Origin of the sequence: Streptomyces sp. KMM 9044 (assembly GCF_024701375.2) — a bacterium.
Classification (GTDB): domain Bacteria; phylum Actinomycetota; class Actinomycetes; order Streptomycetales; family Streptomycetaceae; genus Streptomyces.
The window spans coordinates 6241713-6266208 of the sequence record NZ_CP113910.1; the positions used below are offsets into that span (position 1 = coordinate 6241713).

The 24496-nt window shown below is 72.1% G+C and carries 21 protein-coding genes and 4 pseudogenes; 13 read left to right on the forward strand and 12 right to left on the reverse strand.

Annotation, left to right across the window (positions count from 1 at the left end):
* Positions 1-83 precede the first annotated feature (83 nt).
* Positions 84-1355: a glycoside hydrolase family 10 protein gene (locus HUV60_RS28145; protein WP_257849981.1), complete on the forward strand. Its 1272-nt coding sequence runs from the start codon at positions 84-86 to the stop codon at positions 1353-1355.
* A 32-nt stretch (positions 1356-1387) separates the two neighbouring features.
* On the opposite strand, the gene HUV60_RS28150 is transcribed toward HUV60_RS28145, so the two are convergent.
* Both HUV60_RS28150 and HUV60_RS33670 read right to left on the reverse strand, forming a co-directional pair.
* The gene (locus HUV60_RS28150; protein WP_257849982.1) at positions 1388-1582 is read right to left on the reverse strand and encodes a DUF1918 domain-containing protein; all 195 of its coding nucleotides are present in this window, start codon (positions 1580-1582) and stop codon (positions 1388-1390) included.
* A 127-nt stretch (positions 1583-1709) separates the two neighbouring features.
* Positions 1710-2666 carry a DMT family transporter gene (locus HUV60_RS33670; protein ID WP_443047551.1) on the reverse strand — a complete coding sequence of 319 codons (957 nt, stop codon included), beginning with the start codon at positions 2664-2666 and terminating at the stop codon, positions 1710-1712.
* A 217-nt stretch (positions 2667-2883) separates the two neighbouring features.
* Between HUV60_RS33670 and HUV60_RS28160 the strand changes: the two genes are divergently transcribed.
* Together HUV60_RS28160 and HUV60_RS28165 are read left to right on the forward strand one after the other, a co-directional pair.
* Positions 2884-4386 (forward strand): aminotransferase-like domain-containing protein, encoded by a 1503-nt coding sequence (locus tag HUV60_RS28160; protein ID WP_257849984.1) that lies wholly within the window; start codon positions 2884-2886, stop codon positions 4384-4386.
* Positions 4387-4490: 104 nt separating this feature from the next.
* Positions 4491-5084, forward strand: coding sequence for a histidine phosphatase family protein (locus HUV60_RS28165; protein WP_257849985.1), 594 nt, complete (start codon positions 4491-4493; stop codon positions 5082-5084).
* A gap of 56 nt (positions 5085-5140) precedes the next feature.
* Here HUV60_RS28165 and HUV60_RS28170 read toward each other — a convergent pair whose 3' ends face one another.
* From HUV60_RS28170 to HUV60_RS28185, 4 genes and pseudogenes are all read right to left on the reverse strand, one after another.
* On the reverse strand, positions 5141-5560 hold the full coding sequence (locus HUV60_RS28170; protein WP_257849986.1) for a DUF6314 family protein: 420 nt from the start codon (positions 5558-5560) through the stop codon (positions 5141-5143).
* Positions 5561-5808: 248 nt separating this feature from the next.
* Positions 5809-6312, reverse strand: a pseudogene (locus HUV60_RS28175) (ISAzo13-like element transposase-related protein); the annotation flags it as partial.
* A pseudogene (locus HUV60_RS28180) lies at positions 6297-6659 on the reverse strand (IS701 family transposase); the annotation flags it as partial. The pseudogenes HUV60_RS28175 and HUV60_RS28180, both read right to left, overlap by 16 nt.
* Positions 6653-7368, reverse strand: a pseudogene (locus HUV60_RS28185) (GlxA family transcriptional regulator); the annotation flags it as partial. The pseudogenes HUV60_RS28185 and HUV60_RS28180, both read right to left, overlap by 7 nt.
* A gap of 213 nt (positions 7369-7581) precedes the next feature.
* Between HUV60_RS28185 and argC the strand changes: the two are divergent.
* The 5 genes from argC (at position 7582) to HUV60_RS28210 (ending at position 12530) form a co-directional block, all read left to right on the forward strand.
* A complete protein-coding gene (gene argC / locus HUV60_RS28190; RefSeq protein WP_257849987.1) occupies positions 7582-8622 on the forward strand; it encodes an N-acetyl-gamma-glutamyl-phosphate reductase in 1041 nt (346 codons plus the stop codon).
* Positions 8619-9770, forward strand: a complete 1152-nt coding sequence (gene argJ / locus HUV60_RS28195) for a bifunctional glutamate N-acetyltransferase/amino-acid acetyltransferase ArgJ (RefSeq protein ID WP_257849988.1) — start codon at positions 8619-8621, stop codon at positions 9768-9770. The genes argC and argJ overlap by 4 nt, the downstream gene beginning before the upstream one ends.
* Positions 9767-10681 carry an acetylglutamate kinase gene (gene argB / locus HUV60_RS28200; protein WP_257849990.1) on the forward strand — a complete coding sequence of 305 codons (915 nt, stop codon included), beginning with the start codon at positions 9767-9769 and terminating at the stop codon, positions 10679-10681. The genes argJ and argB overlap by 4 nt, the downstream gene beginning before the upstream one ends.
* A complete protein-coding gene (locus HUV60_RS28205) occupies positions 10678-11886 on the forward strand; it encodes an acetylornithine transaminase (RefSeq protein ID WP_257849991.1) in 1209 nt (402 codons plus the stop codon). The genes argB and HUV60_RS28205 overlap by 4 nt, the downstream gene beginning before the upstream one ends.
* 104 nt (positions 11887-11990) lie before the next feature.
* Positions 11991-12530 (forward strand): arginine repressor, encoded by a 540-nt coding sequence (locus tag HUV60_RS28210; RefSeq protein ID WP_257849992.1) that lies wholly within the window; start codon positions 11991-11993, stop codon positions 12528-12530.
* A 43-nt stretch (positions 12531-12573) separates the two neighbouring features.
* Here HUV60_RS28210 and HUV60_RS28215 read toward each other — a convergent pair whose 3' ends face one another.
* The 5 genes and pseudogenes from HUV60_RS28215 to HUV60_RS28235 form a co-directional block, all read right to left on the reverse strand.
* Positions 12574-13311 (reverse strand): FAD:protein FMN transferase, encoded by a 738-nt coding sequence (locus tag HUV60_RS28215; RefSeq protein ID WP_257850296.1) that lies wholly within the window; start codon positions 13309-13311, stop codon positions 12574-12576.
* Between the two features lie 55 nt (positions 13312-13366).
* Positions 13367-14533 (reverse strand): FMN-binding protein, encoded by a 1167-nt coding sequence (locus tag HUV60_RS28220; RefSeq protein ID WP_257849994.1) that lies wholly within the window; start codon positions 14531-14533, stop codon positions 13367-13369.
* A gap of 39 nt (positions 14534-14572) precedes the next feature.
* Positions 14573-15955 (reverse strand): ferredoxin reductase family protein, encoded by a 1383-nt coding sequence (locus tag HUV60_RS28225; RefSeq protein ID WP_257849996.1) that lies wholly within the window; start codon positions 15953-15955, stop codon positions 14573-14575.
* Between the two features lie 110 nt (positions 15956-16065).
* Positions 16066-16714 (reverse strand): annotated as a pseudogene (locus HUV60_RS28230) (pyridoxamine 5'-phosphate oxidase family protein).
* A gap of 124 nt (positions 16715-16838) precedes the next feature.
* Entirely contained in the window at positions 16839-17285 is a 447-nt protein-coding gene (locus tag HUV60_RS28235) for a hypothetical protein (RefSeq protein WP_257849997.1), read from the reverse strand.
* Between the two features lie 253 nt (positions 17286-17538).
* Between HUV60_RS28235 and HUV60_RS28240 the strand changes: the two genes are divergently transcribed.
* The 3 genes from HUV60_RS28240 (at position 17539) to HUV60_RS28250 (ending at position 21372) form a co-directional block, all read left to right on the forward strand.
* Positions 17539-18732 (forward strand): argininosuccinate synthase, encoded by a 1194-nt coding sequence (locus HUV60_RS28240; RefSeq protein ID WP_257849998.1) that lies wholly within the window; start codon positions 17539-17541, stop codon positions 18730-18732.
* 128 nt (positions 18733-18860) lie between these two features.
* Positions 18861-20306 (forward strand): argininosuccinate lyase, encoded by a 1446-nt coding sequence (argH, locus tag HUV60_RS28245; RefSeq protein ID WP_257849999.1) that lies wholly within the window; start codon positions 18861-18863, stop codon positions 20304-20306.
* A 94-nt stretch (positions 20307-20400) separates the two neighbouring features.
* Complete coding sequence (locus HUV60_RS28250) at positions 20401-21372, forward strand: aldo/keto reductase (protein ID WP_257850000.1); 972 nt, start codon at positions 20401-20403, stop codon at positions 21370-21372.
* 126 nt (positions 21373-21498) lie between these two features.
* Here HUV60_RS28250 and HUV60_RS28255 read toward each other — a convergent pair whose 3' ends face one another.
* Positions 21499-22170 (reverse strand): lysophospholipid acyltransferase family protein, encoded by a 672-nt coding sequence (locus HUV60_RS28255; RefSeq protein ID WP_257850001.1) that lies wholly within the window; start codon positions 22168-22170, stop codon positions 21499-21501.
* Between the two features lie 514 nt (positions 22171-22684).
* Between HUV60_RS28255 and HUV60_RS28260 the strand changes: the two genes are divergently transcribed.
* Together HUV60_RS28260 and HUV60_RS28265 are read left to right on the forward strand one after the other, a co-directional pair.
* Positions 22685-23866, forward strand: a complete 1182-nt coding sequence (locus HUV60_RS28260) for a glycerophosphodiester phosphodiesterase (protein WP_257850002.1) — start codon at positions 22685-22687, stop codon at positions 23864-23866.
* A gap of 112 nt (positions 23867-23978) precedes the next feature.
* A complete protein-coding gene (locus HUV60_RS28265; protein ID WP_257850004.1) occupies positions 23979-24473 on the forward strand; it encodes an RNA polymerase sigma factor in 495 nt (164 codons plus the stop codon).
* Positions 24474-24496 lie beyond the last annotated feature (23 nt).

The following is a 24496-nucleotide window of genomic DNA, read 5'->3' on the forward strand; positions in this document are numbered from 1 at the left end:
GATGATCGATCGCCGGGGGAGGGCATTCTGGCCGGGGAGCGGTCCGCGCTCGGGCGGATCGCGGCTTTTGTGACGGGTGTGAAATGGGACGAGTGTCACGCAGGGCGTTCGCGGCGGCGGCGCTGTCGGCGGTGACGATGATGACGGCCGCGTCGTCCGCCCCGGGTCGGCCGATGTCCGGACCGGTGGGAGCGGCGGGCGGCCGGGGCACGGCCGCCGGTGCGATGCGGGGCGTGTGGCTGGCGACCGTCGCGGGCCGGGACTGGCCGTCCCGCCCGGGGCTGAGCGCCGCCGGACAGCGGGCCGAGCTGATCGCCCATCTCGACGCGGCCGTCCGCAGCCGTCTCAACACCGTGATCCTCCAGGTGCGGCCCACGGCCGACGCCCTGTGGCCGTCCCCGCACGAACCCTGGTCCGCCTGCCTCACCGGCACCCAGGGTGTGCACCCCGGCTGGGACCCGCTCGGCACCGCCGTCACCGAGGCCCATGCCCGTGGCCTGGAACTGCACGCCTGGTTCAACCCGTACCGGGTCGCTGCGCACACCGACCCCACCCGGCTCGCCGCCACGCACCCGGCCCGCAGGAACCCCGGCTGGGTGGTTCCGTACGGCGGGAAGCTCTACTACAACCCCGGTCTGCCCGAGGTCCGTGCCTTCGTCGAGGACGCCATGCTCGACGCGGTGCGCCGCTATCCCGTCGACGCGGTCCACTTCGACGACTACTTCTACCCGTACCCGGTGGCGGACCAGACCTTCGACGACGACGCCGCCTACAACACCCACGGCGGCGCCTTCCCCGACCGGGCGGCCTGGCGGCGGGACAACATCGACCTGCTGGTGCGCGAGACGGCGGCGCGGATCAGGGAAACCAGGCCCGGCACCCGCTTCGGCATCAGTCCCTTCGGGGTCTGGCGCAACGCGGCGACCGATCCCCTCGGCTCGGACACCCGGGCGGGCGTGCAGACCTACGACGACCTGCACGCGGACACCCGCCGATGGGCGCGGGAGAACTGGATCGACTACATCTGCCCGCAGCTGTATTGGTTGACACAACCGCTTGACCGGCAGGTTCCTGCGAACTACGCCGTCCTGGTCGACTGGTGGAGTCAGGTGGTTCGGGGGTCCGGCACGAAGCTCTACATCGGGGAGGCCCTCTACAAGGCGGGCGACCCGGCGCAGCCCGCCGCCTGGCAGGACCCGGCCGAGCTGTCGCGGCACCTCACGCTCGCGACGTCCTGCCCGCAGGCGCGGGGGCACGTCTTCTTCGCCGCCCGGGAAGTGGCCGCCGACCGGACCGGCGCGATGGCCCGCGTGGTCGCCGACCACTACGGGCAGCCGGTACCGCCCCTGCCCTGACAGGGCGAAGGAGCGGCGGGCCGGTCCTTCGCCTAGTGCTGGTGGTTCCTGTGCCGGATCTCGGAATCCGGGCCGGGTGAGCACACGGCCTCGTGCCCGTCCTCGAAGCGGACGCGGTAGGGCGGATCGCCCTGCCTGCCCATCACCTCGACGATCTCGGCGACCTTGTCGTGCTGACCGACCAGCCTGCCGTGCTGGACAAGCTGGTCGCCCACGGTTGCGTGCATCGGGGTCTCCTCACCACGTGCGGGTGCAGCGGTCCGTGGTATCGAGTCTACGGCGGGCCGGGCCACCCGGCAGGACGTCCGACGGGCGGCCCGGCACTTCGCCGCCCGGTGCGTGCGGCGGGGCTCCTCAGCCGCGGGCCCGCTGGGTGACGGCGATGCACACCAGTACCGCCGCCGCCGTCAGCGGGGCGGCCGCGGTCAGGTGCTCGCCCAGCAGGAGCACCGACCACACCAGGGTGAGCAGCGGCTGGGCGAGCTGGAGCTGACTGGCCCGGGGAATGCCGATCGCCGCCATGCCCCGGTACCAGGCGACCAGCCCCAGGAACTGGGACCCCGCCGCCACCCACAGCACTCCGGCCACGCTGTGCGTGGTCAGCCGCACCGGCTCGAGGGCCAGCGCCAGGGCCGCGGCCGGTACGGCGAGCGGCAGGCACAGCACCAGCGCCCAGCCGATCACCTGCCAGCCCGGCATCACCCGGGCCAGCCTGCCGCCTTCCGTGTACCCGGCCGCGCACACCACCAGCGCCGCGAAGAGGTACAGATCGGCCGTGGTCAGCGCGCCGCCGCTCTGCCGCACCGTGAAGACCGCCACCGCGGCGGCACCGGCCAGCGCCGCAGCCCAGAAGGTACGTGACGGGCGGGAGCCGACGCGCAGGGCGGAGAACAGCGCGGTGGTGAGCGGGAGCAGCCCGACCACGACCGCCGCGTGCGCGGTGGTCGACGTCTGCAGGGCCAGTGTGGTCAGCAGCGGGAACCCGAGGACGACCCCGGCGGCGACCACCGCGAGCCCCGGCCGGTGCCTGCGGGCGGGCAGCGGCACGCCGCGCCACCGCGTCGGACCCTTCCGGCGGCGCGCCACGGCCCCCGCCGCTTCCGCCCCCGGGGCCTCCGCCCTCGCCGCTTCCGCCCTCGCCGCTTCCGCCCCCGGGGCCTCCGCCCTCGCCGCTTCCGCCCTCGCCGCTTCCGCCCTCGCCGCTTCCGCCCTCGCCGCTTCCGCCCTCGCCGCTTCCGCCCCCGGGGCCTCCGCCCTCGCCGCTTCCGCCCTCGCCGCTTCCGCCCCCGGGGCCTCCGCCCGCGTCCCCACCGCGAGCAGGCAGCCGCCGGCGATCAGTCCTGCCAGCACGCAGCGCACGGCCACCAGCGACCAGGGACCGAAGCCCTCCAGTCCCCAGGCGGTGGCCGGGAAGGTGAGCGAGAAGGCGATGACGCCGAGGGCGGCCTGCAGGGTGCCGAAGCCGGCCCGGTCCCGTCGGGCGGGGACCGCTATCGGGGGCATGGCAGTAGCGCTACTCTGTGTTCTCATGCATGAGCGTAGCAGCGTTGCCGGACTGGTGGATCGGCTGCGGCAGGAGCTGGACCGCTACTCGCCAGGTGGAAAGCTCCCGTCGAGCCGGGCCCTCGTGGAGCGGTTCCGGGTGAGCCCCGTGACCGTCTCGCGGGCGCTGGCGCAGCTCGCCGCCGAGGGACTGGTGGTGACCCGGCCCGGCGCCGGCGCGTTCCGTGCCGCCGCCCGTCCCGCCTCCCCGGCCGCCACGGCCGGGGACACCTCCTGGCAGGAGGTCGTCCTCAGCGCCGAGGGTGCCGCCGATCTCGTCCCGCGCTCGGTCGACGCCTCCGGCGTCCTGGTCTCGCTCGCCGCCCCGGCGCCCGGCGTGATCGAGTTCAACGGAGGCTATCTCCACCCCTCGCTGCAGCCGGAGCGCGCGATGGCGGCGGCGCTGTCCCGGGCCGGGCGCCGGCCGGGAGCCTGGGGGAGACCACCCGTGGAAGGGCTGTCGGAGCTGCGCGAGTGGTTCGCCCGCAGCATCGGGGGCGCGGTCACCGCGGCGGGGGTGCTGATCACCGCGGGCGGCCAGTCCGCGCTGACCACCGCCCTGCGCGCGCTCGCCCCGCTCGGTGCCCCCGTTCTCGTGGAATCGCCCACCTACCCCGGCATGCTGGCCGTCGCCCGCGCCGCCGGACTGCGCCCGGTACCCGTCCCGGTGGACGCGGACGGCGTACGGCCGGAGCTGCTCGCCGACGCCTTCCGCGCCACCGGCGCCCGGATTTTCGTCTGCCAGCCCCTGTTCCAGAACCCCACCGGCGCCGTACTCGCCCCCGAACGGCGCGGCGAGGTACTGCGCATCGCACGCGAGGCGGGGGCGTTCGTCGTCGAGGACGACTTCGTCCGGCGCCTGGTCCACGAGGACGCGGGCCCGCTCCCGCGCCCGCTGGCCGCCGACGACCCGGACGGTGTCGTCGTCCACGTCTGCTCGCTCACCAAGGCGACCTCGCCGAGCTTCCGGGTGAGCGCCCTGGCCGCGCACGGCCCGGTCCTGGAACGGCTGCGCGCCATCCAGATCGTCGACACCTTCTTCGTCCCCCGCCCTCTCCAGGAGGCCGCGCTCGAACTCGTCGGCTCGCCCGCCTGGCCACGCCATCTGCGTTCTGTCTCCGCCGAGCTGAGGGTCCGCCGGGACGCGATGACCGCCGCGCTCCGGCTCCGGCTGCCCGAACTGGCCCTGCCGCACGTCCCGGCCGGCGGCTACCACCTGTGGCTGCGCCTGCCCGACGGCACCGGGGGCACCTCCCAGGCTTTCGGCCCCGGGGGAGAGTCCGCCCTGACCGTGGCGGCCCTGCGCGCCGGCGTGGCGGTCACCCCGGGCCGCCCGTACTTCAGCGCGGAGCCCCCGGCCCCGCAGCTGCGGCTGAGCTTCGCGGCGGTCGCGGGCACCGGGGAGATCACGGAGGGCGTACGGCGACTGCGTGCCGCCTGCGACGAGGTACTGGAACAGGCGGGGCGCGGACGCAGGCGCTTCACGTGACTTGTCCGGCATGCCCCGATCGGTGCCGCACCATCTGACGGACTCCGGGTAACGCCCTGGCTTTACCCCTTGATTTGCGTACTTCGGAGGCCGACCATCGCGGCATGGCACTTCGGGTCACGTTCGTTGCCGCAGCGGGGAGCGCCTCGCGACTGACCGAGCGTTTCGAGGACGACCGGCCGCTGGATCATGCAGGGTGGGGCGATGTGCAGCGAGTGGCCCGTGAGCTGCTGCCGCTCGCCGCGGCCGATCTGCGCTACTGCTCGCCGAACCCGCGCAGCCGTGCCACCGGGGAAGGCCTCGGCTACGCCCCGCTGGTTCAGCTCGCCCTGCGCGACTGCGCCATGGGTCGCTGGCGAGGGCTGACCCTGGGGGAAGCCATGGCCAGCGAACCGGAATCCGTGGACGCCTGGCTCGCCGACCCGCGCGCCACCCCGCACGGCGGGGAGTCGCTTCTGGACTTCATCACCCGCGTCGGCAACTGGCTCGACACCCGGCCGGCCGAGGAGGACTGCCGGGTCGTCGCGGTGGCCGAACCGTCCGTCATCCGCGCCGCGCTGGTGTACGCGTTGAAGGCGCCGCCCGCGACCTACTGGAACATCGACGTCCGCTCGCTGTCACGGGTCGGCGTCACCGGACGGGCGGGCCGCTGGAGCCTGCGCATCGAAGGGGTCGCCGCCCGGTCGACGCGGATCTAGGGTCCTCCCGCCGCCCGGGCGGCGGTGACCGTTCGACGGCCAGGGGTGGTGGCCGGTCAGCCGACGCGGACGTAGCCGGTGTCGAGTACGAGGTCCTTGGCCGGGCCGCGCACCCGCCAGACCGTCCGCCAGTGGTCCTCGTCGAGGAGGGTGGACTCGCCCCGGTAGAGGTCCGCGGCACAGCGGTGGTCGGCGACGCACCGGCCTGCCGAGAGGTCCAGACGGCGGAACGGTCGGCCGTCGTCGAACCGCACGTCCACCGCGCCGCCGGGGTGTGCCCCGCGGCCCGTCGCCGGCAGGAAGCGCAGGGTGCGTTCCGTGGGCCGGGGGACGCCCTGCCGGGTGAAGGTGCCGGACTCCTGGTGCAGCAGGCCGCCGTCCTCCGGTGGGCCGCCGCCCTTCAGCGGGCCGAAGAACGTGGTGCCCTCGAACCGTCCGAGGCCGCCGCCCGCCAGGTCCCGCACGGTCCGGGTCACCCGCCAGCTTCCCCTCGGAAAGGCCGGTGCGTCCGGTACCGGTCAGAACTCGCCCATCCCGCAGCACTCCCGTCGTCTCCGTCGCGCACGAACCATTGACGTGCCCCTGTCTCCCCTCTATCTCACCGTTCGAAGTGCTGACTATCGCTCGAAATGCCGAACACATCTCGAGAATGCCGGGCGAAGCTCCGCCCCCTCCTGCCGAGAGCCGCGGAGTGCCCATGTCACGCACCACCCGCACCCGTCCACCCGCCGGCGTCGGCGGTGATCAGCAACCGGGTTGCGTGTGGGTGGTGCACCCGTCCGCGGCGCTGTCACCAGCGGGGTATGGACCCGACCGCGAACTCGGCGGTGTCATGGCCAGTTCCGACGTTGACCCAGCCGGTGCTGGTGGCGATGTCGTAGATCCCGTAGGGGATGGCGACGGGCTGGTCGCTGGTGGTGAAGGTGTGACAGCCGACTCTGATCGGGTCCTTGCCTGGCCGCCAGGTGCGGCCGGGCCGGTCGCGGTTGCCGAGCCATTCCCTGGCCTTGGTGTCGACGCTGATCACCGGCTGCCGGTCGTCGAGGAACGCGGTGGCCGTGGCGTTCAGGTGGGCGAACCGGGCGTCGCGGTCCGGGTGGCTGGCGCCTTCGGTGGTCTTGACGGTGCCCGGCAGGCTGTAGCCGAGGCCGTGCGGCAGACGCCCGAGGGTTGCGGCGCTGGCCCGGTGGCCCTGCGCCGTGAGAGTCGAGGTTAGGGCCCGCGACGAGTGCCAGTGTGACCGTCTCGGCGCGCGTGCGCTGATGAGGTGTTGGTGAAGGGCGACGGGTGAGTGGCTAGTTGCCAGGAGTCGCCGAACTTCTGCCATGGTGAGGGGTGTGAGGCAGGAACCGTTTCTGCTGCCCCCTTTGCCGCGGCACCGGCGTCCATGACGGCCAGGAAGGCATGCGCCGGCATGGCCAGGGCGATGTGCCGCATCCAGCCGGTGTAGCGGCGGACTTCGTACTGGCCGAGGCCGCATTCGTTCTTCGCGACCTGGAAGGCTTCCTCGATGGCCCAGCGCATCCCGGCGACGCGGACGAGGTGCTCGATGGTGGTGTCGAGCGGTGCATCGGCGTGTACCCCGTGTCCTCGGTGAAGCGTCGCGAGAACGTGCGCGGCGACACCGCCGCATGCCGGGCGAGCGCTTCAAGGGTGAGGGCCTCGCCGAGCCGGTGCAGCGCCCACTCCCGGGTGGCGGCGAACCGCTCGCCGGGCGGCTCGGGCACACTGCGCGGCACGTACTGCGCCGGACCGCCGCTGCGGTAGGGGGCCGCTACCAGGCGCCTGGCCGCGTGGTTCGACGCGGCCCCCCGAGATCGCCGCGCAGAATGTGCAGGCACAGGTCGATGCCGGAGGCGGCGCCGGCCGAGGTGAGCACGCTGCCCTCGTCGACGAACAGAACGTTCTCGTCGACCTGGACGAGCGGATGCTTCGCCGGGAGTGCCCGTGTGGAGTGCCCGTGTGTCGTGGCGCGCCTGCCGTCGAGCAGGCCCGTGGCGGCGAGCGCGAAGGCGCCCGTCGCCACGGCGGCGAGCAGCGCGCCCCGGTCGTGGGCGCCGGTCAGCGCGTCGACGACGGCCCGCTCAAGTGTGCGGAGGCCGTGGGCGACGTAGTGCGACGGGCCGTCGCCGCCGGTCACGAGACCGGATTCCGCGCCGCGCACCCGCACCTCGTACGGCATGCCCGCGCGGGTCGTGAACACCTGCGCGGGGCTACCGACATCGAGAGGCTTCGCACCCTCGAGCACGAGGACGGTGACGTGATGCGGGGACGGAGCGGGCACGGGGAAGAGGGGACGCGGGGGTGCGGGGGCGCATCGGCCTGGTTGCGAAAGCCGGGCAGGGCAGCCGAGGGCTCGGCCCACCTGCGGGCCGGCTCGACCGCTCACGGGCCGCCTCGGGAACCCGGTCGCCCGGCCGCACGGGACCGCGGCCCGACCCTCATTGCATAAACCTGCGCATGTACGTATAGTCATGCCATCGAGGAGGAGGTTTCCGTGAGCGTACGAGTAGCCGTGGCCGGGGCCAGTGGATATGCGGGCGGGGAGCTCTTGAGGCTGCTGCTCGCGCACCCGGGAGTGAAGATCGGTGCGCTGACCGGGAACTCCAACGCCGGACAGCGGCTCGGGAGCCTGCAGCCGCATCTGGTGCCGCTCGCCGAGCGGGTGCTGGAGCCGACCACGGCCGAGGTGCTCGCCGGACAGGGCCGACGGCACGACGTGGTCTTCCTCGCGCTGCCGCACGGCCAGTCCGCCGCCGTCGCCGAGCAGCTCGGGCCGGACGTGCTCGTCGTCGACATGGGCGCCGACCACCGGCTCGCCGACGCCGGTGACTGGGAGAGGTTCTACGGCTCCCCGCACGCCGGTACCTGGCCCTACGGCCTGCCCGAACTGCCGGGCGGTCGCGCCGCGCTGGAGGGGGCCAAGCGCATCGCGGTGCCCGGCTGCTACCCGACCGCCGTCTCGCTCGCCCTGTTCCCGGCGTACACGGCGGGCCTCGCCGAGGCGGAGGCGGTGATCGTCGCCGCCTCCGGCACCTCCGGCGCCGGCAAGGCGGCCAAGCCGCATCTGCTGGGCAGCGAGGTCATGGGGTCGATGTCGCCGTACGGCGTCGGAGGTGTCCACCGGCACACCCCCGAGATGATCCAGAACCTCAGCGCCGCGGCGGGGGAGCGGGTCTTCGTCTCCTTCACCCCGACGCTCGCGCCGATGCCCCGCGGCATCCTCGCCACCTGCACCACCAAGGCCCGGCCCGGCGTCACCGCCGCGGCCGTCCGGGCCGCCTACGAGAAGGCGTTCGCCGACGAACCCTTCGTCCACCTCCTCCCCGAGGGCCGGTGGCCCGCGACGGCGTCCGTCCACGGTTCCAACGCCGTTCAGGTCCAGGTCGCGTACGACGAGGCCGTGGGGCGGATCATCGCGATCAGCGCCATCGACAACCTCACCAAGGGCACCGCGGGCGGCGCTCTGCAGAGCATGAACATCGCCCTCGGGCTCGACGAGTCCACCGGACTGACCACGATCGGAGTCGCGCCGTGAGTGTGACGGCAGCAAAGGGATTCACGGCGGCGGGCGTCGCTGCCGGGATCAAGGAGAACGGCAGCCCTGACCTGGCCCTCGTGGTCAACAACGGGCCGCGCCGCGCCGCCGCGGGTGTCTTCACCTCCAACCGCGTCAAGGCCGCCCCCGTGCTCTGGTCCGAGCAGGTGCTCAAGAGCGGCCAGGTCGGCGCCGTCGTCCTCAACTCAGGTGGCGCCAACGCCTGTACGGGACCCAAGGGGTTCCAGGACACCCACACCACCGCCGAGCGGGCCGCGGAGATCCTCGGCACGGGCGCGGGCGGGATCGCCGTCTGCTCCACCGGGCTCATCGGCGTCACCCTCCCCATGGACAAGCTGCTGCCGGGACTGGAGACGGCCGCCGGCCAGTTGTCCGAGCACGGGGGTGAGAAGGCCGCCATCGCCATCAAGACCACGGACAGCGCGCACAAGACCGCCGTGGTGACGAAGGACGGCTGGACCGTCGGCGGCATGGCCAAGGGCGCCGGCATGCTCGCCCCCGGCCTCGCCACCATGCTGGTCGTCCTCACCACCGACGCCGACGTCGAAGCCGGGGCACTGGACCGGGCCCTGCGCGCCGCCACCCGGGTCACCTTCGACCGCGTCGACTCCGACGGCTGCATGTCCACCAACGACACCGTGCTGCTGCTCGCCTCCGGCGCCACCGGCGTCACCCCCGCGTACGAGGAGTTCGCCGAGGCCGTACGCGCCGTCTGCGACGACCTCGGCCAGCAGCTCATCCGTGACGCCGAGGGCGCCAGCAAGGACATCAGGGTCGAGGTCGTGGGCGCCGCGACCGAGGACGACGCCGTCGAGGTGGGCCGTTCCATCGCCCGAAACAACCTCCTCAAGTGCGCCATCCACGGCGAGGACCCCAACTGGGGCCGGGTGCTGTCCGCGATCGGCACGACGAAGGCCGCCTTCGAGCCCGACGCACTCGACGTCGCCATCAACGGCGTCTGGGTGTGCAAGAACGGCGGTGTCGGCGAGGAACGCGACAAGGTGGACATGCGCTACCGCGAGGTCCACATCGTCGCCGACCTGGGCGCCGGTGACGCGACCGCCACCATCTGGACCAACGACCTCACCGCGGACTACGTCCACGAGAACAGCGCGTACTCCTCATGAGCACCACACGCAAGCACACCGCCCTGCCCAAGGCGCAGATCCTCATCGAGGCGCTGCCCTGGCTGACCCGGCACCACGGGAGGACCGTCGTCATCAAGTTCGGCGGCAACGCCATGGTCAACGAGGAACTGAAGAACGCCTTCGCCCAGGACGTCGTCTTCCTGCGGCACGCCGGCCTCAAGCCCGTCGTCGTGCACGGCGGCGGCCCGCAGATCAGCGCCGCGCTCGACCGGCACGGCATCGTCAGCGAGTTCAAGGCCGGCCTCAGGGTGACCACCGAGGACGCCATGGACGTCGTACGGATGGTGCTGGCCGGGCAGGTGCAGCGTGAGCTGGTCGGACTGCTCAACCGGCACGGACCGTTCGCCGTCGGCCTCACCGGCGAGGACGCGCACACCATCACCGCGACCCGCCACCGGCCCGAGATCGACGGCGAGTTCGTCGACATCGGCCGGGTCGGGGAGATCACCGAGATCGACACCGGCGCCATCGAGGCCCTGCTCGCCGACGGCCGTATACCGGTCGTCTCGTCCATCGCCCGGAGCAAGGACGACCACCATGTCTACAACGTCAATGCTGATACGGCGGCTGCGGCACTCGCTGCTGCTCTGGACGCCGAGACCCTCATGGTCCTCACCGACGTCGAGGGGCTCTACGAGGACTGGCCGAACTCCGACGAGGTGATCAGCCGCCTCACCGCGTCCCAGCTCGAGAAACTGCTGCCGGAGCTGTCCTCGGGCATGGTGCCGAAGATGGAGGGCTGCCTGCATGCCGTACGCAACGGCGTGACCACCGCCCGCGTCATCGACGGCCGGGTCCAGCACTCGATCCTGCTGGAGATCTTCACCGACGAGGGCATCGGAACCATGGTCGTGCCCGACGAGACACCGCACGCACAGGGGGAGTCATGAGCAACGAGGAGCTGAGCGCCCGGTGGCAGGGCGCGCTCATGAACAACTACGGCACTCCGAGGCTGTCCCTGGTCGGTGGCGCGGGTGCCACCGTCCGCGACGCCGACGGCAAGGAGTACACCGACTTCGTCGGCGGCATCGCCGTCAACGCGCTCGGCCACGCCCACCCGGCCGTCGTCGAGGCCGTCAGCCGGCAGATCGCCTCCCTCGGCCATGTCTCCAACCTGTTCGTCGCCGAGCCGCCCGTCGCGCTCGCCGAACGGCTCCTGAGGCTCTTCGGCCGCGACGGCCGGGTGTACTTCTGCAACTCGGGCGCCGAGGCCAACGAGGCCGCCTTCAAGATCGGACGGCTCACCGGCCGGGCCCGCATGGTCGCCACCGACGGCGGCTTCCACGGCCGCACCATGGGCGCCCTCGCGCTCACCGGCCAGCCGGGCAAGCGGGAGCCGTTCGCGCCGCTGCCCGGGGAGGTCACCCACGTCCCCTACGGTGACGCGCAGGCCCTGGCCGCCGTGGTCACCGACGACACGGCGCTGGTGATCATCGAGCCGATCCAGGGCGAGAACGGGGTCGTGGTGCCCCCGCCCGGCTATCTGAAGGCCGCCCGCGCCATCACGGCCGCCACGGGCGCGCTGCTCGTCCTGGACGAGGTGCAGACCGGTATCGGCCGCACCGGCAACTGGTTCGAGTACCAGGCCCACGAAGGTGTCCTGCCCGACGTCGTCACCCTCGCCAAAGGGCTCGGCGGCGGGCTGCCGATCGGCGCGACGGTCGCCTTCGGGCGCGCCGCGGTCCTGCTGCACCCCGGCCAGCACGGCACGACCTTCGGGGGCAACCCGGTCGCCTGCGCCGCCGGACTCGCCGTCCTCGACACCATCGAGAACGAAGGACTGCTCCAGAACGTCAAGCGGCAGGGCGAGTGGCTGCGCGACGGGATCGAGTCCCTCGGCAACCCGTTGATCAGCCATGTCCGGGGCGCCGGCCTGCTCCTGGGTATCGTGCTCACCGAACCGCTCGCGCCCCAGGTGCAACAGGCGGCTCAGGACGCCGGTTTCCTGGTGAACGCGCCCGCCCCCGATGTCGTACGGCTCATGCCGCCGCTGATCCTCGGGGCCGACGCGGTGGACGCCTTCCTCGGGGCGCTGCCCGGCATCCTGGACACCGTCGACCGGGCGGCGGACGCGGAAGGACGAGCCGGACAGTGAGCCGGAGGACGAACCGGGCGAGACCCGCACGACGAGCAGGGCGATGAACCGGATCACGAGCCGTCCGGAGCATGCCCCGAGGACGACCGGAGAATGAGACGACGATGAGCCACGATCAGGACCACGGACAGCCTGCCGGGCCTGCCGTACCGCAGACCCGCACCGCGCGCCACCGCCGGATCGTGGACATCCTCAACCGGCAACCCGTGCGCTCACAGAGCCAGCTGGCGAAGCTGCTCGCCGACCACGGACTGACCGTCACCCAGGCGACGCTCTCCCGGGACCTGGACGAGCTGAACGCGGTGAAGATCCGCGACACCGACGGCGACCTCATCTACGCGGTGCCGAGCGAGGGCGGCTTCCGCACTCCGCGCGCACCGCTCGGGGAGTCCGCGAAGGAGGAACGGATGCGGCGGCTCTCCCAGGAACTGCTGATCTCCGCGGAGGCGTCCGCCAACCTCGTCGTCCTGCGCACCCCGCCGGGGGCCGCGCAGTTCCTGGCCTCGGCGATCGACCAGGCCGAGCTGCACGACATCCTGGGGACCATCGCCGGTGACGACACCCTCATGCTGATCAGCCGCGATCCGGTGGGCGGACAGGCGCTGGCCGAGCACATGCTGAGGCTGGCGCAGAACGGGAACTGAACGGGCCGCAGGGCCGCCTGTGGTTTACGGGGCCCGGCGTCACTCACCCCAGCCGGGACGCCAGGCCCCCCGTGCAGCGCACCTCGTCGCCTGCGGTGATCAGCAGCGCCTCCACGCCGGGCAGGGTCTCCAACCACGCGAGGCCCTCCCTCGACCCCATCGCGAAGGCGGCCGTGGCCCAGCAGTCGGCCCAGGTCAGCCTGGGCGCCACCACGGTCACCGCGACCAGGTCGGTGACCGCGGAGCGGCCGGTGCGCGGGTCGACGATGTGATCGCCGCGCTCGACGGTGCCCGAGGTGGCGACGGCCAGTTCGTCGGCCCCGGCGGCGGAGACGACGGCCGCGAGGCCGCCCGGACGGAGCGGGTCCGCCACACCCACCCGCCACGGCCGCCCGGCGCCCGGCGTACCCAGCAGCTGCACGTCACCGCCGCCGTTGAGACTCACCCCGACCGCCCCGGCCCGAGCGAGCCGTCGCGCGGCCCGCTCGGTCGCCCAGCCCTTGACGATGCCGGTCGGGTCGAGCCGGCCGTGGTAGCGCGTGCTGAACCAGCCGTCGCTCACCCGCTCCGCCTCCGCGGCCAGCTCCAGCACCTCGGCGACCTCGGGGTCGCATTCCCCGACCGTCAGCTCGCCGCGCGCCAGCCGCGAGATCTGCGAGTCGTCGCGGTAGGTGCTGAACACCTGGTCGACGCGGCGCAGCCCGGAGGCCGCATCCTCCAACGCCGCGTGCACGGCGGCGGGTTCCCCGCCGCGGACGTCGAAGGAGAAGACGGTCCCCATCGTCTCCTCCGTGCGACGCACCGCGGCGGGAGCCTGTGCGGACTCGGCCACCGTCTCAGCCACCGGCCTGGTCCAGTGCGGACTGCAGCGACTTCTTGTATCCGGCGCTGGTGTACGTGGCGCCCGACACGGCGTCGATGTCCGCGCCGCCGGTCTTCACGACGGCCTGGTTGAGCCTCGGGACCGACAGGTTGGTGACCCGGTCGCTCTGGCCGCCCTTGGGCGCCTGCACGGCCTCGGTCTTGGTGATCCTCCCGCCCTCGACGGTGATCCGGACCTGCACGGCTCCGTACTCCGTCTGCACCGCGTCACCGGTCACCGTGCCGTCCTCGAGGGAGGCCTGGGCGTTCCCGCCGCCCTCGCCCTGACCGCTCCCGTCGGAACTGTCTCCGTCGGAACCGTCTCCGATGGCGTCGCCCCCGCTCCCGGCGGCCCCGGCCGCTCCGGCTGCCTTCGCCTGGTCCAGTGCGGACTGCAGCGACTTCTTGTATCCGGCGCTGGTGTACGTCGCACCGGACACCGCGTCGATCTCGCCGCTCTGCGCGGCGACCGCGGCCTGGTTGAGTTTCGGTACGGCGTTGGCGTTGATCTGGTCGCTCTGGCCGCCTTCGGGGGACTGGACGGCCTCGGCCTTGGTGATCTTTCCGCCGCTCACCGTCAGGCGCACCTGCACCGCGCCGTACTGGGTGTCGACCGCGTCACCGGTGACCGTGCCGTCGCCGAGGGCCTGCGCACTCCCCGCGCCGCCCTCACCGGTCCCGCTCCCGGCCGCTCCGGCTGCCTTCGCCTTGTCCAGTGCGGACTGCAGCGACTTCTTGTATCCGGCGCTGGTGTACGTCGCACCGGACACCGCGTCGATCTCGCCGCTCTGCGCGGCGACCGCGGCCTGGTTGAGTTTCGGTACGGCGTTGGCGTTGATCTGGTCGCTCTGGCCGCCCTCGGGGGACTGGACGGCCTCGGCCTTGGTGATCTTTCCGCCGCTCACCGTCAGGCGCACCTGCACCGCGCCGTACTGGGTGTCGACCGCGTCACCGGTGACCGTGCCGTTCGCGATGGCCTGGGCGCCGCCCTGCGGGGACTGCGCGGCCGCGGGCGGGACGGCGCCGGCCGCATCCGCCGAGCCCTGGTCGGAATCGGGCTTCAGCGTCAGCAGCAGCACGATCCCGGAGACGGTGGCGGCGGTGGCCAGCACGGCACGCCGGACGGGGTGGCTCTTCCTCATCGTTTCTCAAGCTCCTGATGGGTGTGGATGACCCGTCGCTCACATCTCGAACGACTCGTGGTGGATACGGCGGGCGGGGACCCCGGCGCCGCGCAGTGCGTCGTAGACCGACTGGGCGAACCCGGGTGGGCCGCACATGAAGACGTCGTGGTCGTCGATGTCGGGAATCTTGCGGCGCAGGCTCTCTGCGGAGATGTCGGGGCGTTCCCCCTCGGGGCTGTTCACCGCGTACATCAGACGGGCGCCGCGCTCGTCGGCGATCTTGGCCAGCTCGCTCCACAGGGCTAGGTCATGGGTGCTGTTGGCCCGGTAGAGCAGGGTGATGTCGCCGGAGGCGCCGGGCAGTGTCTCGAACAGGGCCCGCATCGGAGTGATGCCCACACCGCCGGCGACCAGCAGCACCTTGCCGCGGCTGCGGCGCTGGGCGGTCAGCGCCCCGTAGGGACCCTCCGCCCACACCCGGGTGCCGGGCTCCAGCTCGCGCAGCCGGGTGGTGTGGTCGCCGATCGCCTTCACCGTGATCCGCAGGATGTCGGGGCGGGGTGTCGCCGACAGCGAGTACGGGTGGGAGCTGAACCGCATCCCCGGCGCCAGGAACCGCCAGCGGAAGAACTGCCCCGCCTCGGCGCCGATCCGGTGCAGCCTGCGCCCGTTGATCAGCACCGACACGATGCCCGGCGTCTCCTCGATGACCGCCTCGACCCGCATCCGGTGCCGCAGGTTCAGCCGGATCGGGGTAATCACCCGGTACCAGAGGACCAGCGCGGTGACGACGCCGTAGAGCCCGTACCAGAAGGTCTTCGCGGACGGCTCCACGGCGAACTCGTTGCCGGTGGTGATCTGGTGCCAGAACGTCAGGTACATCACCGCGTACGTCAGCAGGTGCACGTGGTACCAGCTGTCGTACGGCAGCCGGCGGCGGACCGGGCCGATCGAGAGGAAGGCGATCAGGAACAGCAGACCCGTGCCGATGGCGGCCTTGCCCATGTCCGGCAGCTGATCGATCGAGGTGATCGTCTGCTGGACGATGTCGCCGAGGCCCTTGCCCGCCTGGAGGGCGTAGCCCCACATGATGAGGAAAACGTGGGCGACGACCAGGCTGACGGTGTAGCGCCCGCTCATCGCGTGCCAGCGGGCGACCCGGTCCGAACCCACCCGGCGCTCCAGCGCGGGCACCCGGGCCATCTGCAGCACGACGAGGGCCATCAGATAGCCGCCCAGCAGACCGGTGATGCGGCCCGCGGCGATGATCCGGCCGGTGGTGTCCGAGATGGACGGTGTGTTGTTCCACCACAACCACAGCACGGCCACCGCGCCCGCCCCCACGGCGAGCAGCAGGGGCACGGCGGGGGAGCGGCGCGGACGGATGCGGCGCATCGTCTGGCGTCGGGCGGCACGTCCGCCTGCGAGCGTGGTGGTCACGGTTCCTCCGTGGGACTTGACCCTTGGCCCACACATACGTGCCGTGAGACGGGAGCGTTCAGCGGTATCCGGAGGTAGAGGGCAGGAAGCGGGGCGGCAGCGTGCGGCCGTCACCCGTCCTGGGGTGTGGAGGCGGGTGTGGAGGCGGGTGTGGAGGAGGGGAACGGGGACGGAGGCAGCGGCAGGGGCAGTCCGGGGAGGCCGTCGAGGCTCGTCGCGACGTGGTCCTTCTTGGTGAAGTACGCGTCCAGCGAGGCGTCGTCCTCGCGTGCGAACCGCTTCCCGTGCAGGTCGCGGTCCGCCTCGTACGCCATGAATGGGGACGGCGTAGCCGCAGGTGTCGCGGATGAGGTCGGCGGTCACGACGACGACCGCGCGCAGGCCGTGGACCGCCGGATCGATGGCGGGGAAGCGGGCGAGCAGTCCCGGAAAACGCGGGTCGTCCCGGAAGACGGGCTCGCCGCGGCCGTGCACGCGCACGATGGCGGGCGGCCCCTGGAAGGCGCACCACATCAGGGTGATGCGGCCGTTCTCCCGCAGATGGGCGATGGTCTCGGCGTTGGAACCGGCGAAGTCGAGGTAGGCCACGGTGAGTTCGTCGAGAACCGCGAAGGACCCCGTGAGGCCCTTGGGCGAGAGGCTGACCGCGCCGTCGACGGACAGGGGTGCGGTCGCGGTGAAGAAGACCGGCTGCGCCTCGATGAACGTGAGCAGACGGCCGTCTATACGCTCATAGATCTTTCCCGTGCCGCCGAGTATGGACCCGGTTCGTTCGCCTGTCTGAGGAAAAGGAAAGCGGTGGAGAGGGAGTCCGGCCGGTGCGGGGAACCCGCCCGTGGCCGCCCCGGCCGGCGTGTGCGGGACGGCCACGGCGCGTGTCACGTCACTTGGTGAGCGTGCAGGCGGCCAGGGAGCCGAGTCCGGCGGGGCGTTCGGCGGTGCGGCCGATGGCGGTGGCGATGCGGTTGATGACGGCGACGCGCTTGTCTTCCAGGGGGCCGAGGACGGCGTTCTGGACGAAGTCGGGTCCGCCCTGGCCGGCGGTGTCGACGAGGCGCCGGTTGGCTTCGTCGATCTGGGCGTCGAGCTGGCCGAGGTTGCGGTCGACCTCGGCCTGGGCGGAGGCAGGGATCGCGGGAAGCTCCGGGGCGACGGAGGGGCAGCTGACCGTGCCCGGTCCCGCGAGTGTCCGGGCGTTCGCCTCGTTGTCGTCGGACGACTCGCCGGCGAGGGCGGATCCGGCGATCACCGCACCGGACAGCGCCACCGCGGCGGCGCCGCCGATGAGACCGACGCGACGCTTGTTGTACTTCGGAAGAGCCCTGGACATGCGCATGCCTCACTCGGTTCGGGTTCGGGGTTGCGTGGGGGAGGGCCGGTTGTGCCGACGCGGCGCCTGCGTCCGGCGGGAGATACGGGAAAGCGATTACCCGTGTTCAACCCTCCGCCGGATCAACCCCGGACTCCGCCCGAAATCGACCCTTCGGATCCGATTCGGGCCCTCCGGGCGGAGCTGGATTGACGAATCATGCGCTCTTCTGCATACTCATGCATGTCAGCGAATGCACTGTAAGGAGAATCCCGTGACCGAGCGCGTCGTACTCGCCTATTCGGGCGGTCTGGACACCTCCGTCGCCATCGGCTGGATCGCCGAGGAGACGGGCGCCGAGGTCATCGCCGTCGCGGTCGACGTCGGCCAGGGCGGCGAGGACCTGGACGTCATCCGCAAGCGCGCGCTCGCCTGCGGTGCCGTCGAGGCCGAGGTCGCGGACGCCAAGGACGAGTTCGCCGACGAGTACTGCCTCCCGGCGATCAAGGCCAACGCCCTCTACATGGACCGCTACCCGCTGGTCTCCGCGCTGTCCCGGCCGACGATCGTCAAGCACCTCGTCGCCGCCGCGCACAAGCACGGCGCCGGCATCGTCGCCCACGGCTGCACCGGCAAGGGCAACGACCAGGTCCGTTTCGAGGCCGGCATCGTCGCCCTCGCCCCCGACCTGAAGTGCATCGCCCCGGTCCGTGACTACGCCATGACCCGCGACAAGGCCATCACCTTCTGCGAGACCAAGGGCCTGCCGATCGCGACCACGAAGAAGTCGCCGTACTCCATCGACCAGAACGTGTTCGGGCGCGCCGTCGAGACCGGCTTCCTCGAGGACATCTGGAACGCGCCGATCGAGGACGTCTACGAGTACACGCAGAACCCCGCCGTGGCGCGCGAGGCCGACGAGGTCGTCATCACCTTCAAGGAGGGCGTGCCGGTCGCCGTCGACGGCAAGCCCGTCACCGTCCTCCAGGCCATCCAGCAGCTCAACGAGCGCGCGGGCGCCCAGGGCGTCGGCCGGATCGACATGGTCGAGGACCGCCTCGTCGGCATCAAGTCACGCGAGGTGTACGAGGCTCCCGGCGCCATCGCGCTGATCACGGCCCACCAGGAGCTGGAGAACGTCACCGTCGAGCGCGAACTCGCCCGCTACAAGCGGCAGGTCGAGCAGCGCTGGGGCGAACTGGTCTACGACGGCCAGTGGTTCTCCCCGCTCAAGCGCGCCCTGGACGGCTTCATCACCGAGGCCAGCCAGCACGTCAACGGTGACGTCCGGATGACGCTGCACGGGGGCCGGGCCGTCGTCACCGGCCGACGCTCCGAGTCGTCCCTGTACGACTTCAACCTCGCCACCTACGACACCGGCGACACGTTCGACCAGGCGGCGGCCAAGGGCTTCATCGACATCTACAGCTTGTCGTCGAAGATCGCCGCCAAGCGCGATCTGGCCTGACCGGCTGACGACCCGTCACGCACTACTCTGGCACCGCCTCCTCACTCTTCTGCGCCCGGGTGAGGAGGCGGTGGCGCATCCATGATGCGGCCCGTCCACGATCTGCCTGTCTTCGAGGAGCAACACAAGTGAGCAGCAACAGCGGTGACGTACGGCTCTGGGGCGGCCGCTTCGCCGACGGTCCCGCCGAGGCCCTGGCCAAGCTGTCCGCGTCCGTCCACTTCGACTGGCGGCTCGCGCCCTACGACATCGCCGGTTCGAGGGCGCACGCGCGCGTGCTGCACAAGGCCGGTCTGCTCACCGAGGACGAGCTCACCCGCATGATCGAGGGCCTCGGCCGGCTGGAGGGGGACGTCGCCGACGGCTCGTTCACCGGCACCATCGCCGACGAGGACGTGCACACCGCCCTGGAGCGCGGCCTGCTGGAGCGCCTCGGCCCCGACCTGGGCGGCAAACTGCGCGCCGGACGGTCGAGGAACGACCAGGTCGCGACCCTGTTCCGGATGTACCTGCGGGACCACGCCCGTACGCTCGGCGGCCTGATCGCCGATCTCCAGGACGCCCTGGTGGGTCTCGCCGAGGCCCACCAGGACGTGGCCATGCCCGGCCGCACCCACCTCCAGCACGCCCAGCCGGTGCTCTTCGCCCACCATGTCCTCGCCCACGTCCAGGGTCTGTCCCGGGACGCCGAACGGCTGCGCCAGTGGGACGAGCGGACCGCGGTGTCGCCGTACGGCTCGGGCGCGCTGGCCGGCAGCAGCCTCGGGCTGGACCCCGAGGCGGTCGCCCGCGACCTGGGTTTCGAGCACGGCAGCGTGGCCAACTCCATCGACGGCACCGCATCCCGGGACTTCGTCGCCGAGTTCGCCTTCATCACCGCGATGATCGGCGTCAACCTCTCCCGGATCGCCGAGGAGGTCATCATCTGGAACACGAAGGAGTTCTCCTTCGTGACCCTGCACGACGCCTTCTCCACCGGCTCGTCGATCATGCCGCAGAAGAAGAACCCGGACATCGCGGAGCTGGCGCGCGGCAAGTCGGGCCGGTTGATCGGCAACCTGACCGGTCTGATGGCCACCCTCAAGGCCCTCCCGCTCGCGTACAACCGCGACCTCCAGGAGGACAAGGAGCCGGTCTTCGACTCCATCGACCAGCTGGAGATCCTGCTTCCGGCCTTCACCGGGATGATGGCCACCCTCACCGTGCATCGCGAACGCATGGAGGAGCTGGCCCCGGCCGGGTTCTCGCTGGCCACCGACATCGCCGAGTGGCTGGTCAAGCAGGGTGTGCCGTTCCGCGTCGCGCACGAGGTGGCCGGCGAGTGCGTCAAGGCCGCCGAGGCCGAGGGCAAGGAACTCGACGAGCTGACCGACGAGCAGTTCGTGAGGATCTCCGCCCACCTCACCCCCGAGGTGCGCACCGTCCTCGACGTCCCCGGCGCCCTCGCCTCCCGGGACGGCCGCGGCGGCACGGCACCGGGCGCGGTCGCCGCCCAGCTCGACGAGGTGAAGGCCGACGTGGCCGCCCAGCACGCCTGGGCCAACGCCAAGAGCAAGCAGGACGCCGAGAAGTAGACCGGTCGCCGGGAGGCCGCCGGTCCGGTTCCGGAAGGGCATCGCGGGTTACGTTGGTCGGGCAGCCGCAAGGAGCCGATCGATCGGAGCCCCGATGCCCTTCGCCAAACTGGCTTCGGCCACCACCCCGACCTGCCACATCGGCCTGGGACTCGCCGCTGTCGGCCGGCCCGGCTACATCAACCTGGGCCGCGACGACGACCTCGGCGGCGACCGCAGCGTCGAGGCCCTGCGCACCCGCACCCACGACCTCCTCGACGCCGCCTACGCCCAGGGCGTCCGCTACTTCGACGCGGCCCGCTCGTACGGCAGGTCGGAGGAGTTCCTCGCGGGCTGGCTGACGAAACGGCCCGACGCCGACGACGTCGTCATCGGCAGCAAATGGGGCTACACGTACACCGCGGACTGGTCCACCGACGCCGAGCACCACGAGAGCAAGGAGCACTCCCTCGCCGCCTACGAGCGGCAGCGCGCCGAGTCCGACGCGCTGCTCGGGGACCGGCTCGACCTCTACCAGATCCACTCGGTGACCCCGGACAGTCCCGCTCTCACCGACAAGGACCTCCACGTCCGGCTCGCCGAGGCGGCGGCCCGGGGCCTCACCGTCGGCTTCTCCACCAGCGGTCCGGCCCAGGCCGACGCCGTCCGCGCCGCGCTCGCCGTCACCGTCGACGGCGAACCCCTCTTCCGCACCGTCCAGTCGACCTACAACGCGCTGGAGACCTCCGTCGAGTCCGCACTGGCCGAGGCCCATGACGCGGGGCTCACGGTGATCGTCAAGGAGGGAATGGCCAACGGGCGGCTGGCCGGGGCCCACGCTCCCGACGCGCTCAGGTCCGTCGCCGAGGAGACCGGTCTGGCGTGCGACGCCGTCGCCCTCGCGCTCGTACTGCGCCGGCCGTGGGCGGGCGTGGTCCTCTCCGGCGCCGCCACCACCGCGCAGCTCGCCTCCAACCTGCACGCGGCGGTCGTCGACCTCGACGACGAGCAGCTCGCCCGCCTCGCCGCGCTGCCCGAGGACCCGCACGCGTACTGGGAGCGGCGCGGACGGCTGGCCTGGCACTGAGGAGCCCACCGCCCCGGTGTTCCTCCGACGACGGGCCGTCGCCAAAGCGGCCCGGTTCCCGCCGCGGGGCCGGGCGCCCGTGTGGTCGCGGCGCCCGGCCCCGCGGAAGTTCCGGGGCGCCGGGCGTCAGGCCGCCTTCGCCTTGCTGGCGTACATGTCCACGTACTCCTGGCCGGACAGGCGCATGACCTCGGTCATCACCGAGTCGGTCACGGCCCGCAGGACGTAGCGGTCGCGGTCCATGCCCTCGTAGCGGGAGAACTCCATCGCCTCGCCGAAGCGGACCGTGACCCTGCCCGGCCGGGGCAGGCCCGCGCCGCCCGGCTGGAGTTTGTCGGTGCCGATCATGGCGAACGGAACGACGGGCGCGCCGGTCATCAGGGTGAGCCGTGCGATACCGGTGCGGCCCCGGTAGAGACGGCCGTCGGGGGAGCGGGTGCCCTCCGGGTAGATGCCGAAGACCTTGCCCTCCTCCAGTACCTGACGGCCGGTCATCAGCGCCGCGACCCCGCCCCGGCCGCCGTCGCGGTCGACCGGGATCATGCCGACGCCGGTGAAGAACCAGGCCATCAGCCGGCCCTTGAGCCCCTTGCCGGTGACGTACTCGTCCTTGCCGATGAAGAAGACCTGACGCCCGCAGACCAGAGGCAGGAACATCGAGTCGATGAAGGTGAGATGGTTGCCCGCCAGGATCACCGGACCGTCACCCGGGATGTGCTCCAGGCCCTCCACCCGTGGGCGGAACATCAGGCGCATGACCGGGCCGAGCATTGCCTTGATGAGCGCGAAGCGGGACAACGGGTCCTCCGGTGTCGGGGATGCGGTATGGGTCTGTGCAGGTAAGGACATTACTCGCGGCGGAGGGGGCCCCGCACGCCGGGTTCACCTGGTATCGCACGATGTCCACGCATGTTCACCTGCGGTGACACGGTGTTGCGCGGCCGTAACACGCGCGCCGGGATGTGAGGCATGTCGCGTCCGCGAAGCCGGCGACGGCGGTCCGGGGAGCGGACCGGGGTGCGGACCGCCGTCGGCCGGGGCACGGGCACGGCCGGATGGAACCACGCGCGTCCCGCGGAGCGCGGGAGGCGCGCCGCCGGCCGCCCGGACCGGCCGGGTGCCCCGGCGCGGCGCTGACGACCCCGACGGAATGTCACACGTTCTGTCCCCTACGTCCTTTCGGGCCGGGGCCGGCCCGCGCGGCACCCCGTACAGCCGTATCCCCCCGTGTGTTCCGGCCGCGGTATCCCGTTCGTCATGTACGCGCCCTTACGATCGCCCCGCACTGACGGTCAACGGCAGGAGGGTCCCCATGGGAACGCATGAGTCGGGCGAGCGGACAGAAACAACGGCGTCCGGCGGAACCGGACGGCGGGCGCTCCTCGGCGCGGCGGTGCTCGGTGCGGGCGGCACGGTCCTCGGGCTGAGCGGCACGGCGGGAGCCGCGGGGCCCCGGCACGGCGGGCGAGGGCTGAAGGGCCTGCCCGTCCCGACGATCATCGGTCACCGGGGAGCCAGCGGCTACCGGCCCGAGCACACCTTCGGCGCCTACGACCTGGCCCTCGACCTGGGCGCAGACATCGTCGAGGCCGGCGACCTGGTGCCCACCAGGGACGGCCACCTCGTCTGCCGCCACGAGCCGGAGATCGGCGGCACCACGGACGTCGCGGATCACCCCGAGTTCGCCGACCGCAAGCGTACGAAGCTGCTCGACGGCGTCTCTGTCACCGGCTGGTTCACCGAGGACTTCACCCTCGCCGAACTGAAGCGGCTCCGCGCCGTCGAGCGCATTCCGGCCAACCGCCCGCACAACACCCTCTACGACGGCCGGTGGGAGATTCCCACCTTCGAAGAGGTGCTCCGCTGGCAGAACGAGCAGACCCGGGGGCGCGGCAAGCAGGTCTGGATCTATCCCGAGCTCAAGCACCCCACCTACTTCCGCAAGCTGGGCCTGGGCACCGAGGAACTCCTCGCCCGACTGCTGCGCAGGCACGGCAAGGACAAGAAGAACTCGCCCGTCGTCATCCAGTCCTTCGAGCCCACCAGCATCCAGCGGATGAGCCGGCTCGTCGGCAACCCGCTCGCCGTGCTGCTCTCCGGTGCGAACAGCCGCCCCTGGGACTTCGCCGAGAACGGTGATCCTCGCACGGTGGCCGACCTCGTCACGCCGAAGGGGCTCAAGGAGATCGCCTCCTACGCGCAGGGCATCGGCCCGACCCTGGACCTGATCATCCCCAAGGACGCGGCAGGAAACCTCACCGAGCCCACCACCCTGGTCCGCGACGCGCACCGGGCCGGCCTGGTCCTGCACCCCTACACGATGCGCAACGAGAACCCCTTCCTGCCCGCGGACTTCCGCAAGGGCAGCGACCCCGACGCATACGGTGACGTCTTCGGCGCCTTCCGGACCTACTTCGCCACCGGCATCGACGGCGTCTTCACCGACCACCCGGACACGGGTCTGCTGGCCCGCGAGGACTTCCGCACCGGCTGAGTTCGAACAGTGCCGGCCCCTGTCGTCAACCGCCGAGCCGTTCCGCCCCGGTTGGGGTGAGTTCCGGCCGCCACGGGCAACCCGGCCCGGGGCGGCCGGCGTCGTTGCGCGTATGACGCACGACCTGGTCACCGTCCTTGGCCCGCTGCTCGCCGCGGAGGCCTCCGCCGAGGCGTACGCGTCCGGCGCCGAACCCGCCGACCTGGAACAGACGGTCTGGCTGCGCCTGCTGGAACGCCTCGACGCGCACGACCCGCCGCACGATCCCCCGGGCTGGCTCCGCCGGACCGTCCGCACCGAGGCCCGGCGCACCCGCCGTGCCACCCGGCACGAGACGCCGTGGGCGGGCGACCCCGCCGACACCGGCGAGGGCGACCCCGAACTCCTGGCCCTCGCCGGCGCCCGCCGTCACGCCCTGCGGGAGGCGGTGCGCAGACTGCCCGGCCGCTGTCCCCGGCTGCTGGAGGCGCTGCTGTCCCCGCACGACCCGACATACCGGGAAATCGCAGGGGAGTTGGGTATCTCACAAGGCAGCCTGGGGCCGGAACGCTCCAGATGTCTGGGATGTCTGCGCCGTTTACTCGCGCCGGAGGTTGCGTCCGGGTGAGGACGGGGATAGGAGTGAGGGAC